At 73.6% G+C, this 16,899-nt stretch carries 12 protein-coding genes; 7 read left to right on the top strand and 5 right to left on the bottom strand.

Annotated features, from left to right (window positions below; translation table 11 throughout):
- Positions 1 to 22: 22 nt before the first annotated feature.
- Together ACFYUV_RS29855 and ACFYUV_RS29850 are read left to right on the top strand one after the other, a co-directional pair.
- Complete coding sequence (locus ACFYUV_RS29855; protein WP_387673745.1) at positions 23 to 1,015, top strand: methyltransferase; 993 nt, start codon at positions 23 to 25, stop codon at positions 1,013 to 1,015.
- Positions 1,012 to 2,223, top strand: coding sequence for a cytochrome P450 (locus ACFYUV_RS29850; RefSeq protein WP_364335433.1), 1,212 nt, complete (start codon positions 1,012 to 1,014; stop codon positions 2,221 to 2,223). The genes ACFYUV_RS29855 and ACFYUV_RS29850 overlap by 4 nt, the downstream gene beginning before the upstream one ends.
- 8 nt (positions 2,224 to 2,231) lie before the next feature.
- Here the strand turns inward: ACFYUV_RS29850 and ACFYUV_RS29845 are convergent, their stop codons facing one another.
- A complete protein-coding gene (locus ACFYUV_RS29845) occupies positions 2,232 to 3,041 on the bottom strand; it encodes a hypothetical protein (protein ID WP_387673742.1) in 810 nt (269 codons plus the stop codon).
- Positions 3,042 to 3,341: 300 nt separating this feature from the next.
- On the opposite strand from ACFYUV_RS29845, the gene ACFYUV_RS29840 reads away from it, so the two are divergent.
- Complete coding sequence (locus tag ACFYUV_RS29840; protein WP_387673740.1) at positions 3,342 to 6,416, top strand: S8 family serine peptidase; 3,075 nt, start codon at positions 3,342 to 3,344, stop codon at positions 6,414 to 6,416.
- Between the two features lie 176 nt (positions 6,417 to 6,592).
- Here ACFYUV_RS29840 and ACFYUV_RS29835 read toward each other — a convergent pair whose 3' ends face one another.
- Positions 6,593 to 10,468 carry a S8 family serine peptidase gene (locus tag ACFYUV_RS29835; RefSeq protein ID WP_387673737.1) on the bottom strand — a complete coding sequence of 1,292 codons (3,876 nt, stop codon included), beginning with the start codon at positions 10,466 to 10,468 and terminating at the stop codon, positions 6,593 to 6,595.
- 118 nt (positions 10,469 to 10,586) lie between these two features.
- Between ACFYUV_RS29835 and ACFYUV_RS29830 the strand changes: the two genes are divergently transcribed.
- Together ACFYUV_RS29830 and ACFYUV_RS29825 are read left to right on the top strand one after the other, a co-directional pair.
- A complete protein-coding gene (locus tag ACFYUV_RS29830; protein ID WP_387673734.1) occupies positions 10,587 to 11,546 on the top strand; it encodes a transcriptional regulator in 960 nt (319 codons plus the stop codon).
- A complete protein-coding gene (locus tag ACFYUV_RS29825) occupies positions 11,543 to 12,532 on the top strand; it encodes a transcriptional regulator (RefSeq protein WP_387673731.1) in 990 nt (329 codons plus the stop codon). The genes ACFYUV_RS29830 and ACFYUV_RS29825 overlap by 4 nt, the downstream gene beginning before the upstream one ends.
- Here the strand turns inward: ACFYUV_RS29825 and ACFYUV_RS29820 are convergent.
- The gene (locus tag ACFYUV_RS29820) at positions 12,527 to 14,029 is read right to left on the bottom strand and encodes an apolipoprotein N-acyltransferase (protein WP_387673728.1); all 1,503 of its coding nucleotides are present in this window, start codon (positions 14,027 to 14,029) and stop codon (positions 12,527 to 12,529) included. The two genes, ACFYUV_RS29825 and ACFYUV_RS29820, sit on opposite strands and share 6 nt — an antisense overlap.
- Positions 14,030 to 14,191: 162 nt before the next feature.
- Here ACFYUV_RS29820 and ACFYUV_RS29815 point away from each other — a divergent pair, with 162 nt between their 5' ends.
- Complete coding sequence (locus tag ACFYUV_RS29815; RefSeq protein WP_387673725.1) at positions 14,192 to 14,914, top strand: SDR family NAD(P)-dependent oxidoreductase; 723 nt, start codon at positions 14,192 to 14,194, stop codon at positions 14,912 to 14,914.
- A complete protein-coding gene (locus tag ACFYUV_RS29810) occupies positions 14,904 to 15,434 on the top strand; it encodes a MarR family winged helix-turn-helix transcriptional regulator (RefSeq protein ID WP_387673722.1) in 531 nt (176 codons plus the stop codon). Before ACFYUV_RS29815 ends, ACFYUV_RS29810 begins: the two co-directional genes overlap by 11 nt.
- 134 nt (positions 15,435 to 15,568) lie before the next feature.
- Here ACFYUV_RS29810 and ACFYUV_RS29805 read toward each other — a convergent pair whose 3' ends face one another.
- Positions 15,569 to 16,510, bottom strand: a complete 942-nt coding sequence (locus ACFYUV_RS29805; RefSeq protein WP_387673718.1) for a hypothetical protein — start codon at positions 16,508 to 16,510, stop codon at positions 15,569 to 15,571.
- Complete coding sequence (locus tag ACFYUV_RS29800) at positions 16,507 to 16,839, bottom strand: PadR family transcriptional regulator (RefSeq protein ID WP_387673715.1); 333 nt, start codon at positions 16,837 to 16,839, stop codon at positions 16,507 to 16,509. Before ACFYUV_RS29800 ends, ACFYUV_RS29805 begins: the two co-directional genes overlap by 4 nt.
- Positions 16,840 to 16,899: the final 60 nt, after the last annotated feature.

Here is a 16,899-nt window from a genome sequence, read left to right as displayed (position 1 = left end):
GCCCCGATGTGACGATGACCGCGTGACGGAGCATCGCCTGTGGGCGCTGGCCCACCTCGGAACCCCGATGGCGATCCGGGTGGCCGCGACGCTGAGGATCGCCGACCGGCTCGCCAAGGCGCCGGCCACCGGCGCCGAACTCGCCCCCGCCGTGGGCGCCGACCCCGGCGTGCTGGAGCGGCTCATGCGCTACCTGGCCGCCAGGGGAGTGCTCGGCCGCGACGACGACGGCAGGTACACGCTGACCGCCATCGGCGAGGAGCTGCGCGACGACCATCCGGCCGGGATGCGCGCCATGCTGGACATCGAGAGCTGGGAAGGCCGGGCCGAGCTGGCCTTCGCCCACCTGCTGCACAGCGTGCGCACCGGCGAGGCCGCCTTCCCCCGCCAGTTCGGCCGCTCGTTCTGGGCGGACCTGGCCGCCGACCCGGCCCGCGCCGCCGCGTTCGACGCGCGCATGGCCGCCGAGGTCCCCGGCCGGGCCCCCGCCATCGTGGCCGGCTACGACTGGGGGAGTCTCGGCCGGATCGTCGACGTCGGCGGCGGCGCCGGATCCCTGCTCATCGCGCTGCTCACCGCCTATCCCGGGCTGCGCGGCACGGTCGTCGACCAGCCCGCCACCGCGCGGGCCGCCGCCGCGGCGCTGGCGGCCGCCGGGCTGTCCGGCCGCGGCGAGGCCGTGGCGGGCAGCTTCTTCGACCCGCTGCCGCCGGGCGCCGACGGCTACCTGCTGTCGTGGATCCTGCACGACTGGAGCGACGACGACGCCGCCGTCATCCTGGGCCGCTGCGCCGAGGCGGCCGGGCCGGGCGGCTCGGTCTTCGTGGTGGAGGACTTCGGCCCCGACGGCGAGTCGCCGCGTACCGGGATGGACCTGCGCATGCTCGTCTACTACGGCGGCCGCGAGCGCGCCGTCGCCGACCTGCGGGCCCTGGCCGCGCGGTGCGGCCTGGAGGTCGCCTCGGTGCATCCGGCGGGCGCGCTGCGGATCGTCCGGCTGGTGGCACGCCCGTGACCCCCGCCGAGATCGTCGCCGCCCTGGTCGCCCCCGAGGGCCGCCGCGACCCCTACCCGCTGTACGAGCTGCTGCGCGCCCACGGCCCGGTCGTCCCGGTACGCCCCGGTCTCACCGTCGCCGTCGGGTACGCCGAGATCAACCGCGCGCTGCGCGACAACCGCCTCCGCGTCCAGGACGCCGCCGGGTACGACCACATCTATCCCGCCTGGCGCTCGCACTCCTCATTGCGCGGCTACACCGACTCCATGCTGTACCGCAACCCGCCCGGCCACACCCAGACCCGGCGCCTGGTCAGCAGCGGCTTCACGCCCGCCCGGGTGGCCGGGATGCAGGAGTCGGTCGAGCGGATGGTCCACCGGCTGCTGGACCGGCTGGCCGACCTCGGCGCCGGCGGCACGCCCGTCGACTACGTCGCCGAGTTCGCCTCACGGCTGCCGATCGCCGTCATCAGCGCGCTCATCGGCGTGGCCGAGGAGGACCAGAAGTGGTTCCGCCAGGTCGCCTCGGACCTGACGATCGCCCTGGAGGGCATCACCAACGTCGCCAGGCTGTCCATCGCCGACAAGGCCATGGACGAACTGGCCGGCTACTTCGGCGAGCTGATCGACGACCGCCGCCGCCACCCCGCCGACGACATGCTGACCGCGCTCGTCCGCGCCCACGACGACGGCACCCGGCTCAGCCACGACGAGCTGGTGGGCAACCTCATGCTGCTGCTGACCGCCGGGTTCGAGACGACGAGCTTCCTGCTCGGGCACGGGCTGCGGCTGGCGTTCGAGCATCCGGGCCAGGCCGCGCGGCTGCGCGCGGAGCCGGGGTTCGCCACCGCGTACGTGGAGGAGGTCCTGCGGTTCGAGGCGCCCGTCCAGGCGACCAGCCGGTGGGCCGAGACGGCGACCGACGTCTCCGGCGTCCCGGTGCCGGGCGGGACGAAGGTCGTCCTCATGCTCGCCGCCGGCAACCGGGACCCGCGCCGCTTCCCCGATCCGGCCCGCTTCGACCCGGACCGTCCGGACGTCCAGCCGCTCAGCTTCGGCGCCGGGCCGCACTTCTGCCTGGGGGCGCCGCTGTCGCGCATGGAGGCCCGCATCGCGCTGCCGCTGCTCCTGCGGCGTTTCCCGGCGCTGTCCGCGGCCGAGCCGCCGGACCATCGCGACCGCTGGGTGGGCCGCGGCCTCCACCGCTTCCTCGTCACCACCTCCTGACCTCCAGGTCACGCCCTGACGCGCACCCGCCGGGCCGCCGCCAAGGAGGCCGCCACGAGAACGGTGAGCACGCTCCAGTACAGGAAACCGCTCACCCGGGTCACCGGCAGGTTCTCGGCCAGGTGGACCAGGCCGGGAACCAGGTAGACGGCGGCGGCCAGCGCCCAGCGGCCGTCCCGGGCGGCCAGAGTGGCGGCCAGCACCAGCAGCAGGGCCACCACCTCGACGCCGGCCCGTACGACGCCCCAGACCGTCTCGTCCGCCGGCGCCTGCGCGAGCTGCAACGCCCAGCAGACCGGCGGGACGACCAGCCACCACGGCGACCGGACGGGCATCGTCGCGCCCCACCACCGGGCCTGCCCCGACGCGCGGCCCGCCCCGGTCCGCCGGACGGCGAGCGCCGCCGACGCGGCCGCGACCACCCAGTAGGGCGCGACCGGCCCGAGGTCGCCGTACAGCGGGCCGACGTCGACCACCGGGCCGTGCAACCATCCCAGGACGATGGGCCAGCTCGTCAGGAGCGCGGCGATCGCCGCGAGAGGAGCCGCGACCCGCGTCCATCCCCGCACGAGCGCCACCACCAGGACGACCCCGACCCCGGTCCACACCTTGAAGACGAGGTGGGGCAGGACGGGCAGCTGCGCGACGGTGACGACCGCCACGGCCAGCGCGCCGAGATGCAGACCGTCGGCCCACCCCGGCACGCCGGCCGCCCGGCTGGCCCGGGCGCGCACGGTGAACCCGCCCGCCAGCAGAGACAGCGTCTCCCGATAGGCGCGCAGAAGACGGCGGTACCGCTTTTCGAGAACGTGGCTCATAGGCCCCTCACCCCGTCCGGCCGCAGGACAAGTGCGGCGGCGCGCCACGACCGGACCATCGCCGCCTCCGCGCTGCTCACTGAGAGCCTGCCGCAAATGTCGCACAGGTGGATCGATCCCTCAATGCCGGCCGGTTGGCGACGTGGCTCATAACGCTTCACGACGGTTCGTCCAAGTAGGGGTGTGGCATTCACAACTTTGCGAACAGGATTAGTGGCCGCCGTACTGGCCGGTTCCTTGGGAGCCGTCACGGCTCAGGAGCCGTCCCTTGCCGCGGCCCCGGCAGGAACCGGCCCGGTCGTGGCCGGTAGCGTGACGCTCCTGACCGGGGACAAGGTGACGGTCAGCGGCCGGGGCCACCGGGTGGAGAGCGCCCCCGGCCGGCGGGTCCGCTTCTCGGCGCAATTTCGCGACGGACACCTCTACGTGATCCCCTCCGACGCGTTCCCGCTGGTCAGCGAGGGCCTGCTCGACGACCGGCTCTTCGACGTGACCCGGCTTCTGGCGTGGAAGTACGGCGACGCCGACACGGACGAGATCCCGCTGATCAGCCAGACCCTGGGGGAGCAGCCGGCCCCGACGCTGAGCGGCACCCGCGTGACCCGCAAGCTCGACGACCTCGGCGTGGCGGCGGTGCGGCTGCCGAAGAGCACCGCCGCGCGGACGTGGCGGGACCTGGTGAGCGGGGCTCGTACGTCGGCCGCGGGGAAGGGCAAGATCTGGCTCGACGGGCGCCGGTCCTTCTCGCTGGACCGCAGCACCGCGCAGATCGGCGCGCCCGAGGCGTGGCAGCAGGGGTTCACCGGCCAGGGCGTCACGGTGGCCGTGCTCGACAGCGGCTACGACGCCGGTCATCCCGATCTCAAGGGCGTCGTCACCCAGGAGCGCAACTTCTCCGACGAGCCGGACATGACCGACCGCGTCGGCCACGGCACGCATGTCTCCTCGATCGTCGCCGGGGCCGGGACGAAGTACCGGGGCGTCGCGCCGGGGGCCCGCATCGCCGTGGGGAAGGTGGGCGGCGTCGACGGCATCGCCGACTCGGCGTTGCTGGCGGGCATGGAGTGGGCCGCCACCGAGGTCCGCGCCAAGGTCGTCAACATGAGCCTCGGCACGGTGGACGAACCGAGCGACAATCCCGTCGAGCAGGCCGTGAACACCCTGTCGGAACGGACGGGCACGCTCTTCGTGGTGGCGGCCGGCAACGGCGGCGGCGAAGGGACCGTGTCCAGCCCGTCCACCGCGGACGCCGCGCTCTCCGTGGGCGCCGTCGACCGGTCGGACCAGGTGTCCAGGTTCTCCAACCAGGGCCCCAGAACGGGCGATCACGCGATCAAGCCCGAGATCACCGCCCCTGGTGTGGACATCGTCGCCGCCGCGGCCGAGGGCACCGCCGACGGGCCGTACGTGGCGCACAGCGGGACCTCCATGGCGGCGCCGCACGTGAGCGGCGCGGCGGCGATCCTCGCCCAGCGACACCCCGGCTGGACCGGGCAGCAGCTCAAGGCCGCGCTGGTCGACAGCGCCAAGCCCACCAGCGGGACCGGCCTCTACGAGCAGGGCGCCGGGCGGGTGGACGTGCCCCGCGCGCTGGCGCAGCAGGTGGTCGCCTCTCCCGCCACCGTCTGGGCCGCCTTCCCGTGGCAGCACACCGGCGGCCAGGCCACCCGGACGATCACCTACACCAACGACGGGGACGCCCCCGTCACCCTGAACCTCACGACCGACACCGACGTGCTGAAGCTGCCGCAGGACAAGCTGGAGGTCCCGGCGCGCGGGCAGGCGTCCCTCACCCTCGCTCTCGACGTCACCGGCAAGCCCGCGGGCGACTACCCCGGCGTGCTCACCGCCACCTCCGGCGACACGATCCTGCGTACGCCGGCGGGCGCGTACGTGGAACCGGAGTCCCACGACGTCACCGTCACCACTGTCGCCAGGTCGGGCGCCGCGCCCGGCGTGGCGTTCGGAATGGTCTACGACCAGGCGCGCGGCGCCCAGCGGATGCTCACCTTCCGCGACGGGGTGGCGAAGACACGGCTCCCGAAGGGCGCCTGGAACCTCTACACCGAGATCTACGACTTCGACCCCGTCGTCCTGACGGTCGGGCACCGGCCCCTCGCGGTCGGTGCCGACGACCTGCGCGTCACGGTCGACGCACGCGAGGGCAGGCAGGTCCGGTTCGCCGTGGACGACCCGACCGCCGCGGCCGACCCGCAGTTCGGCCTCTACCTCGCCAACGGCCCATGGCAGTACGGCTGGTACTCCTCCGGTCCGGACCCCAATGAGGGCTACTACGTCATTCCGGTCCGGCAACCCGGGCTCACCTACGAGTCCTGGACCGTCTGGCACAAGAAGGACGCCGCGCCCAGCCCCTACCGTTACGACCTCGTCGACCGCCGCACCGGCGGCATCCCGGACGACCCCACCTATTCCGCGCGGACCAAGGACCTGGTCAAGGCGTCCGAGACGTTCCGCTCCACGGGCGCGGCCGGCACCGGCACCATGTGGACGGGACCGCTGGACCCGGCCGGCATCGGAGCGCTCACCCTGCCCACCAAGGACATCCCGCTGCCCTCCGCCATGACGCACTACCGCAGCCCCGGGCTCGCCTGGTCCTCGGAGTTCCAGACAGGCGGTTCCCGGCAGATCGGCACGAGCCCGGTGCGGAAGCGAGCCTTCTCCGAGGTCTGGAACGCGGCGGTCGCGGGCCCGTCGTTCGCCACGCCCGGCGGCAGCCGCACCGGAGACACGCTCCAGTTCTTCGCGGGCCGGCTCCACACCGACGGCGTCGCGGGGCTGACCGGCATGGACGCCACCGCCACCGGCACCCTGACCCTCTCCCGCGACGGCAGGCAGATCGCCACGAGCGGCATCGCCGGCTGCGCGCCGGGCGACAGCGACCAGTGCGCGCTGTCCGCCACGCTGCCGCAGGACGCCGGCACCTACACCCTCGCCGCGTCCTCGCGCCGGGACACGTCCGCGAACACCCTGTCCACGGGCGTCGACGCCGTCTGGACGTTCCGTTCGGCCCGTACCACGCAGGCCACGCCCCTGCCGCTGATGGCGGTCAGGTACGCGCCCAAGGGCCTCGACACCGCGAACCGGGCCAGACCCGGGTCGCGAACCCCGCTGTCGATCTGGATCGAACGCAACCCCGGCGCCCGCGGCGCCGCGGTGCGCACGGTCGAGCTGGAGTTCTCCACCGACGACGGCGCCACCTGGCAGCCCGTCAGGACCCGGGCGGCCGACTCCGGCTGGACGGCGACCGTCGCCAACCCGGCCTCCCCGGGGTTCGTCTCCCTGCGCGCGACGGCCCAGGACACCGCCGGTGACGGCGTCACCCAGACGGTGACCCGCGCCTACGCGGTCGGCTGACCGTGCCCGGGCCGCGGGACGGGCGACGTCCCGCGGCCCGGTCCTCGCCCGGCGACGTCCCGCCCCGGCGCGCTCTCAGCCGGTCACGGTGAGGACGAGCTTCAGAAGTGGCTGGCCCAGCGGCGGCCGGCGCACGCGCGGCCGCTGCTGAACGCCCCGGATCCGACGACGGCTCGTCAGGGTTGCTTCAGCCCGTAGGCCTTGTGGATCGTCTGGTCCACGGTGTTGCCCTCCTGGTCGGTGGCCTGGGCGCGGAGGCCGACGGCGCCGTCGGTCCGGGACAGGGGCGGGTGGGTGATGGTGCCGGTGAAGGCGCGGTCGCCGGAGGCCGACATGAGGACGGGCACCCAGTGGGCGCCGCCGTCGAAGGTGGCCGAGAGCCGGAGCGCGGTCAGCTTGGCGTCGGGCTGCCCGAAGGAGCCGTTGTAGCCGGTGACGGTGATGCGGCGGGCGACCCCGGCCGTGGCCTGGTTGTCCAGATCGAGGTCCAGGTCGTAGCTGAGGTTGAGCCGGCGTACCGGCGCGCAGGGAGCCAGGACCTGGGTGACGAGCCAGCCCGCGCACAGGCCGTCGGTGAGGTCCTTCATCCCGGATTCGGGGCGCTTGGAGCGGAACGTCCAGGCCGTTTCGACGTCGGTCGCGAACCGCTGTCCCGGCTGCGGGGTGTGGAAGGTGTCGGTGAGCCGGTATTCGGCCTCATCGGGCGGAAGGGTGAAGGTCGGCAACTTGATCGCGACAGGCCCGAGCGCGCCGATCCTCTCCTCCAGGGGCACCTCCCGGCCGTCGCGGTAGAGGTGCAGCTCGTCCTTGCCGCCGGCCCACGCCTGGAAATTGGCGCTCCAGGTGAAGGGCTCCTGGTGGTGGGGTTCGGGGCCCATGACGGGCACCGCCGACGTGAACAGGTCGCCGGTACGGCACGCGAAACAGGTGACCGTGCCCGAGTCGATCACGCGGTCGCCGTCGCGCGGGCCGCCGGGGACCCTGGGCTGCATGCCCCACCGCTCCGTCCGGCGTCCCGCCTTGGTGAAGACGTCGAGCGCTACCGTGTTGTAGCCGGTCCTGGACAGGTCGCCCTCGTCGTACCGCATCCTGACCTCGCGCTGCCAGGTCACGTCGGGCGAGACCGGCCCGACGTACTCGGTCACGGTGGTCCGCGCCTGCCAGGCCCCGCCGAGACCCCACGCGGCGAACGGTTCGGAGCCGTTGATCAGCACGGGGGTCCAGCTCATGCGCACGGCGCCGGGGCGGTCGGAGTGGAAGCGGTCGTCGATCTCCTGGAGGTTCTTCCTGGTCACCCGGTAGTCGAGGCCGGCGGGGATGCGGCCGCGCTCGGGGAAGAACAGCGAGTACATGTACGGCGTGGCCGGGCTGCCCTCGACCTTGACGTCCACCGGCTTGCGGGCCAGCGCCCTGCCCTGGTCGGCGGGCAGGCTCATGGTCGGGATCGGGTAGAAGGCCCAGCTTCCGGTCGGGTCGAGGAAGGCCCGTCCCGACGCGCCGTAGCCGAGCACGCCCACCGCGCCGGCGGCCGCCAGGGCCTGCACGCGGTCGAGCCCGTCGCCGGAGCAGGTCGTGTCCGGGCAGAGGTCGCCCAGGTCGAGCAGGGCGAGCTTGCCCCGTACGTCCAGGCCGGACAGGTCGGTGCCGTGGCCCACGTCCACCAGCGGGAGGGTCTGCTTGCCGGTCAGCTTGGGGAGGTCGGGGGTGACGCCCGCGTAGCGGGGGGCGAGCGTGCGTCCGCCGGCCTTCATCGTGACGAGCGGCGCGCCCTGCCAGAACTGGCCGGTGAGGTCGAGGGCGCCCTGCTTGACCGGTTCGGTGGGCAGCATCCAGTAATGGTGCAGCCCGTACGCCGGGTAGGAGGAGAGGAAGTCGGCCACGACGCCGTTCGCGGTGGTGCGCCGCAGGGCGTAGTGGGACAGGTAGGTCTCGGTCGTGCGGGGGGTGTCCAGGCGGACCTCGCGGGCCTTGCGCAGGTCGAGGGTGACCGTGGTGTCCCGGTCCACCTTGACCTCGGGTGCGGTCGGCAGCGACTGCTGCCACTCGCCGTCCTCACCCCGCCAGGCGGCGATGGTGTTGACGCTGAAGGTGCCCGGGTAGACGCTCGCCTCGCCCTCGGCCGTCTGGTAGAAGGAGTCCAGGTCGTCGCGGTCGTCGGTACGCAGGAACAGCCACGGGACGGAGACCGCGTCGGCCGCGCCGTCCGGCATGATCAGTTCGGTCCTGAGCTTGACCCTGCGCGGCTCGACGAACGCGCCCACGGCCGTGCGCACGACCACGTCGCCGCCGGTGGCCGCCACCGCCCCCTCGTACCAGGTGGCCGGTCCCGACGGGTCGAAGGCGACGGCCACGTCCGCGGCGCCGTGGGCGGGGACGGTCACCGTGTCGCGGTCCAGCTTGAGCGCCTGCTCGGGGGCGGTGCCGCGGTGCGCCGCGATGCTCGCGCGCAGGGTCAGCGTCACCGGCTGGTCGCCGTCGTTGGTGTAGGTGATCTTCCTGGTGGCCGGGCCGCTCCGCGGGGAGCTCAGGAAGCCGAAGTCGAGGTTGCCCGAGCCGCGTACCTGCTGGGTGACCGCCCTGGCCACGTCGATGCGCCCGGCGCCCTGCTGGTAGGCGGTCAGGCCGTCGTCCTTGGCGGTGCCGATGAGCGCCGCCTTGAGCTGCGGGCCCGTCCAGTCGGGGTGTTGCCCGGCGAGGATGGCCGCCGCGCCCGACACGTGCGGGGTCGCCATCGAGGTGCCGGAGGCGGCGGTGTGGAGCTCGTCCACGGGCGAGCCCATCGACGTCCCCCGCGCGCGGGCCGCGACGATGCCGACGCCGGGCGCGACCACGTCGGGCTTGAGCCCGTAGTCGAACGGGGCCGGGCCTCTGCTGGAGAAGGGGGCCAGTCTCTCCTCACGGTCGACCGCGCCGACCGTCAGCGCCGCCGCCGCGGATCCCGGCGCGTTGACGGTACGGCTGCCGCCGTCGTTGCCGGCGGCCACGACGAACAGCGCGCCCGTCTCGGCGCTGAGCGTGTTCACCGCCTGGTTGACGGGGCCGTTCTGGTCCTCGTACTCGCCGCCGATGCTGATCGAGACGACCTTGGCCTGCGCGGCGGCCCACTGCATGCCCGCGATGACCTGCGACGAGGTGCCCGTGCCCGACGAGCTGAGCACCTTGCCCACCAGGAGCGTGGCCTCGGGCGCCACGCCCGTGTACCGTCCGGAGCCGGCGATCGTGGAGGCGACGTGGGTGCCGTGGCCGTGGCCGTCGCGGGCGTCGGGATCGTCGGTGAAGTTGGCCGTCGCCCCGATCCGGCCGACCAGGTCGGGGTGGTCGGGATCGACGCCGGTGTCGAGCACGGCGACCTTGACGCCCTTGCCCTTGTAGCCGGCGGCCCAGGCCTGCGGCGCGCCGATCTGCGGCACGCTCTTGTCGAGCACGGCCGTCAACTTGCGGTCGAGCCAGATCGCCGTCGGCGCGGTCGCGCGCGCGGAGGGGGACGCGGTGGGGGACACGGCGGTCGCGGCCCAGAACTCCCGCGCCGCCTTCTTGTCCACCTTGACCGCGGCGCCTCCCACGCTGGCCAGGGCGACGGGCGAGGCGGTGGCCGGGAGCGCGTCGGCCCGTGCCGACAGCGTCGCGGCGGCCTGCTCGGCGGCGCCGTACTGGACGATGACCGGCAGGGTCGGGCGTTCGGCGTCGGTGTAACCGTTGGCGGCCAGGTACGCCACGTCGAACAGGCCCTTGTCCACCTGGCCCGAGGCCACCGGGGCCAGCGCGTCGGAGGGGAAGACGTAGAAGGAGCCGCCCTTGCGCAGGGTCATGAAGGACACCGGCGCTCCTCCGGCGCGCCTGGCCGGTTTCACGTCGGCGCGCGGGGTGCCGTCGGCGGCCTTGCCGTACGTCACCACGTCGCCGGTGATCAGGGTGAGCTGGGTGGTGGCGGGTAAGGCGCCCGGGGCGGGGGCCGGGGTGTCGGCGGACTCGGGTGAAGGGGAGGGCGTGGCCATCCCCATGGACAGGACCAACCCCAACGCGGTCAGCCCGGCGAGCGGGCGGCGAGCCATGGTTCTCCTCGGAGTAGTTCATGATCGAGCACACAAAACCTCCCATTCCGCGCCATATCCGGAAAGATGACCTTTCGTCCTCTTCACGCCGTTGGCGGGAAGAGGACACGATGGGCGCATGCTCGAATCCCTGGGCCTGTCGACGGCCGAAGAGGCGCTGTACCAGACGCTGATCGAGGTCTCGCCGATCACCGCCGCCGACCTTGAGCGGCTGGCGGGCCCGCAGGCCGCGCTCTGCGCGAGGCTCCAGGAACTCGGCCTGGTCACCCGGCTGCCGGAGGACCCGCCCAGGTACGCCGCGGTCGCCCCGAGCATGGGCCTCGACGCGCTGATCAGCGCCAGGGCCAGGGCGCTGACCGCCGCCCGGGGCCGCATCGCCGGGCTCAGCGCCGCCTTCCACCGGGCGGGCACCGAGCGCGAGGCCGCCGGGCTGGTCGAGGTGGTGATCGGCAGGCAGGCGGTGAACGACCGCTTCGAGCAGCTCCAGCGGGAGACGCGCCGCTCGATCCGGGTGTTCGACGCGCCGCCGTACGTGGGGGTGGTCGGGGCGAACGCGTGCGAGTTCGACCTGCTGGCAAGGGGGGTGAACTACCGTGTCCTGTACGACAGGAAGGCGATGGAGCTGCCCGGGGCGCTGACGGTGGTCACCGACTACATCACCGCCGGCGAGCAGGCCAGGGTCGGCGAGGTGCCGATGAAGCTCGTCCTGAACGACCGGCCGACGGCGATCGTGCCGCTGCGGCACGACCGGCACCTGGTCGAATCCGCGCTGGTGGTGCACGACCCGACGCTGCTGGAGGCGCTCGGCGCGCTGTTCGAGATGAACTGGCAGCGCGCCGTCCCGCTGGGCGTGCGGCAGGGGCAGGCCCGGCTGCCCGAGGAGCGCAGCCCCGCCGACGCGCACGCGGACCTGCTGCCCCTGCTCATCTCCGGGCTGACCGACGCGGCCATCGGGGCGCAGCTCGGCTGGAGCGCGCGCACGGTGCGCAGGCGGGTGCAGGCGATGATGGTCCAGCTCGACGCGCAGACCCGGTTCCAGGCCGGCTACCAGGCCGTCCTGCGCGGCTGGCTGCGGTGACGCTCGAAGCGCTCGGGCTGGGCCCGGCCGAGGAGGAGCTCTACGAGCTGCTCGTCGAGTGCTCGCCGGCCACCCTCGACCGGCTCGCCGCGGGCTTCGCCGGCTCCGGCCTGCCCGCGCTGCTGGCCGGGCTGGAGAGCAAGGGCCTGGTCGACCGGCTGCCGGACGAACCGGCGCGGTACGTCGCCGTCGCCCCCGCCGTCGCGCTCGACGCGCTGCTCACCGTCGCCGAAGAGGGGCTCGCGCGAGCCAGGGAGCGCGCCGCCGACCTGGACGACGCCTTCCGGCAGCGCGCCTCCGGGCAGCAGCCGCCGCTGGTCGTGGAGGTGATCACCGGCGCCGCCGCGGTACGGCAACGCCTCCTCCAGCTCCAGCGCGCGGCCCGCCACCAGGTACGGACCTTCTCCCAGCCGCCGTACTTCGACCGGCACGCCAGCGTGGCCGCCCACCGCGAGCTGCTGGAGCGCGGCATCACCAGCCGGGTCATCTACGAGCGCGACTTCATCGACCGGCCGGGCGCGCTGCGGCTGATCGAGGGGATGATCGGCGCGGGCCAGCTGGCGCGGGTGCTGCCCAGCCTGCCGATGAAGCTCTACCTGGTCGACGACCGGTTCGCGCTGCTGGTGCTGCGCTACGAGTCACCCGACTCCGCGGCGCTCCTCGTGCACCCCTCCGGGCTGCTGGAGGCGCTGAGCGGGCTGTTCGAGGGGATCTGGGCGCGGGCGCTGCCGATGCGGCTGACCGGTACGCGCGAGGCGCCGCAGGACGACGAACGGCTGATCGCCCTCCTGCTGACCGGCCTGACCGACGAGGCCATCGCCCGCCAGCTCGGCATCGGCTACCGCACCGCCCAGCGGCGCATCGCCGAGCTCATGGCCAGGCTCGGCGCCCGTACCCGCTTCCAGGCCGGCGTGCAGGCCGCCCGCTCCCAGGCCCGGAGCACCCCGCGGGACCCGCACGGCCCGTACGGGCGGCCGGGCTCATGAGCCTTCCCGGCCGGCCGGCGGTGGGGTGACGGGCAGCCGCCTGGTGCGCATGGCCACGGCCCCGAGGACGGCCAGCGCCGCGAGACAGAGCCAGGCGAACACGTCGCCGATACGCGCATATATCGTCGGATCACTGGCGACAGGCACATACGCCGCCATCGTCTGCTGCCTGGTGGTGAAGTAGTCGGCCGAGGTGAGCGTCCGGCCCTGCGGGTCGAAGACCGCGGCCAGGCCGTTGGTGGCCTGCCGGATCAGCGAGTAGCCGTTCTCCACCGCCCGGACGGCCGCCTTCTCGGTGTGCGTGGCGCCGAAGCCGTACCAGTCGTTGGACGGCACCAGCATCAGGTCCACGTCGGCGGCCTGCCTCATCAGGGCGGGGAAGTCGGCGTCGAAGCAGATGACGTTGGCCAGGCGGCCGAACGGGGTGTCGGCGGTCGGCACCCTGCCGTCCCCGGGGGCGAACGGGTCCATGCCCGGCACCGGGCGCGCCTTCTCGTACGTCCATCGGGCCCGTCCGTTCGGATCGACGAGCACCGTCTCGTTGCGCATGTACGGCGGCGTGCCGGTGATCACGATCAATCCGGCGTCCACATAGCTGCCGGTCCGGACGGCGACCGCGGCGATCGCGTCGATCAGCCGCTGCTTGTCGGCCTCGCGTGCCGCGCCGCCCGCCTCCGGCCAGACCACGATCCTGGCTCCGGCGCTCGCCTCCCGTTCGGTGGCGGTCAGCAGGGAGTCGTTGACCGGGGCGAACGCCCGCCGAACCGCGTCGGGATCGGCCCCGGCGAGCTGTTCCGGCGAGGGGAAGCCGTTCAGGGCCTTGTCGGACGCCTCCAGAACCGAACGTGCGGGACTGACCCCGGCCACCCGCACGGTCTCGCCGGCGGGCGCCGCGAGCGCCAGGCGCATGCTGCCGCCGACGAGCACCAGCGTCAGCACGGCCCCGATGGGCGCCACCCGCCGCCAGGTGAATCCGTCCTGCCAGAGGTGGTTGCAGACGGCGGCGAACCAGGCGATGAGGAAGCTGACGCCGTAGCCGCCGGTCACCGAGACGAGCTGGAGCAGCGGGAGGTTGTCGTGCTGGGTGGCGGCCAGCGAGCTCAGGATGTTGCCGACGGGACTGACGTTCGCGAGCGCGTACTCCACGCCGACCACCCCGAGGGGGAAGACCAGCGTGGCCCACGCGCCGGGTAAGCGCGCCGCGACGAGACGGTCCAGGGCGTACGGCACGACGCCCGTCAGCGCCATGACCAGGGAGAGCGCCAGCACCGGGCTGAACACCGGCAGCCCGCTCTCGTAGAGCCAGAACGTGGTGGACACCACGGTGGCGAGTGCGATGCCGCCCAGCGCCGGAAGCGTCCGGCTCGTGCGGGAGAAGCGCAACAGCAGGATCAGATAGATCCACGCCGCCCCGGCCACCTCCCATCGGCCGTGCGCGGCCACGAGCGAGAGGGCGGTTCCGGCAGCGAGCGCTGCCCAGCGAGTCACATGATTCATGCGGCGAATGTAGGCAGCGCGGCCCTCACCTCCCCATCCCGAACTCCCCCCAACCGCAGTAGGGAACACCCCCGGCGGTGGCGTCCCCGCCGGGCCGGTGGCGCGGCGGGGACGCGCGACCGGTAGCCTGACTTTAGGGCTAAACTTCAAGGAGGGGTGAGCATGGCACGCACGATCGTGGTCAGCGGCGGCGGCACCGGCATCGGCAGGGCGGTGGCGGCCCGCTTCGCGGCCGACGGGGACCAGGTGGTGGTCGTCGGCCGTCGCGCCGACGTGCTGGAGAAGACGGCCGCCGAGATCGGCGCCCTCGCCCTGCCCGCCGACCTCAGCGACCCGGCCGACGTCGAACGGATGCGCGGCGAGCTGGCCGAACGGTTCGGCGCGATCGACGTCCTGGTCAACAACGCGGGCGGCAACGTCGAGGGGCGCGGCGGCATCGACGACCTCGCCGAGCGGTGGACGGCCAACTTCCGGGCCAACGTGCTGACCTCGGTGCTGCCCACCGAGGCGCTGCGCGACCTGCTCAATCCGGCCGGACGGGTGGTGTTCCTCAGCTCGATCGCCGCCTTGCGGGGCTCGGGCGGCACGTCGTACGGGCCGATGAAGGCGGCCCTGCACCCGTACGCCTACGACCTCGCCGCCGCCCTCGGGCCGCGCGGCATCACGGTGAACGTCGTCGCGCCGGGGTTCATCGAGGACACCGAGTTCTTCGGCGGCGCCCTGGACGACGACCGCCGCGCCACCCTCGTCGCCCAGACCTGCACCGGCCGCCCCGGGACGCCGGGAGACGTCGCCGAGACCGTCCACTGGCTCGCCTCGCCCGGCGGCAGCCATGTCACCGCCCAGGTCGTCCAGGTCAACGGCGGCGCCGAACGTGGCCGCTGACCTGCCCCGCGACGGAGCCGACGCGATCCAGGACGCCTGGCGGCGTGAGCTGCCGGGCGTCCCGGTGGACTCGATCGGGGTCATCACCCGCATCTGGTGGGCCGCCAAGGTCTTCGGCGACGAGCGCCGCCGCCTGCTCGCCGCTCTCGGCGTGGACGTCGCGACGCTGGACCTGCTGTCCACCCTGCGCCGTGCCGGGCCGCCGTACCGGATGAGCCCCGGCGCGCTGGCCGAGGCGTGCATGGTGACGCGCGGCGCGATCACGCAGCGCGTGGAGCGGGCCGTCACGGCGGGTCTGGTCGAACGGACCACCGCCGGATCGGGCTACCACACCCGCGCGGTCACCCTCACCGAGGCCGGTCACGCCCTGCTCGACCGCGTCGTCGCCGGTCTGCTCACCGCGGAGGACCGCCTCGTCGGCCACCTGCCGCTCCAGCGCCGCGAGCAGCTCGCCGACCTCCTGCGCGAACTCCTCGCCGGATTCGGCGGCCCCGAGCCGACCGGCCAGGTCGGCGACTGACTCCCGGTCGGCGACTGACTTCCGGACGGCGACTGACTTCCGGACGGCGACTGACTTCCGGACGGCGGCTGCCACGCCGACGTGACGTTCGTCCACCTCGACCGCATGCGCGAGCCTCGGTGGCGGGTTCTTGCTCAAGAAGCCGGGGCTCGTCCCAGGCTTCTCCGCCGCCGGGTCAAGGCGGCCGCGGCGGTGAAGGCCAGGGCCGCGCACCCGAGCTGGGCAAGGGCCGTGAAGGTCGGCACCGACGGGAGGTCCCCGAGGTCGCCGAGGGCCGCCGCGGGCACGAACAGCAGCAGCGCCGCCCGCCGCCCCACGGCCGACCGGCACGCGTACCCGGCCGCCAGCCCGACCACGACGAGCCACGGCACGGGTTTCCAGCTCACGACGTCCTGCTGGGTGATCACGTCCACCCAGCGCACGATGGCCTTGCTGGCGGTCAGCTCGACCACGGCGAGCGGCCCCCACAGCAGGAACGCGCGCCGCGGAACGGCCGTGATCGCGCGATGCGCCGCGGGCGCGAAGGCGATGGCGACGGACGCGAGCTGGGCCAGCAGGACCGGGCCGTGGTTGGGGAACAACAGTGTGTCCAGATCCAGGAGACCGGGAAATGGATCGCCTGCCTGATGCAGCACGAACGCGACCACGCCGAGCACGGCGATCCACCGCCGACCGAGCAGCACGGCCAGCACCGGCAGGGCCGCGATGACGATCGGCTCGGCCAGGTACAGGATCCAGGTCGGCCGCGCTACGGCGACCCCCGGGTTCCCCACGGATTCGGCACCCCGGAGCAGTCCGGTCGCCAGCTCACCTGCCAGCATCAGGAACGGCCACAGCGCCACGGCGAGCGCCAGCCCGGCGCGCCAGGCCGGCGAGGACACCGGGCCGAAGGCGCGCCGCCCGTGGACGCGCAGCGCGCCCCACAGTAAGTCCGCCGCGTCGGCCGGTTGAGGGCGGGTCTGGCCGGGCCGCGCTCCGGCGAGGAGCACGCCGATCATCTCTTCCTCATGCCGCGCCCGGTGGTCTCGCGGGTAGGTGGCCAGGAGGCGGCGGTAGCGGGCTTCGAGCAGGCTCATGCCGCGCCCCCCGAACCGATCGCGCGCAGGCGTTCGGTGGCCGCCTTGGCGTGCCTGCGCATCCGCTCGGCCTCCGCCGCCAGTCTCGCGGCGCCGTCGCCGGTCAGCCGGTAGTAGCGGCGCACCCGGCCGTCGACGATCTCCTCCCGGTCCTCGGCGATCAGACCCTCTTCCTGGAGTCGGTCGAAAGCGGCGTACAGGGTGCCGGCGCGCAGGCGGACCTGGCCGTCCGAGATGCGCTCCACGTCGGTGATGATGCCGTATCCGTGTTGTGGACCGGCAGCCAGCGCGGTCAAGATCAGGAAGGTCGGCTCCTGCATCTGTCTCATGTGATCAATATATACCGGCCATCTACCTATCGACGGGACGACCGTCACAACCGACCGGGT

The sequence above is a fragment of the Nonomuraea sp. NPDC003560 genome, from assembly GCF_042878785.1.
Lineage (GTDB): Bacteria > Actinomycetota > Actinomycetes > Streptosporangiales > Streptosporangiaceae > Nonomuraea.
This window is presented reverse-complemented; position numbering and strand designations above follow the sequence as displayed.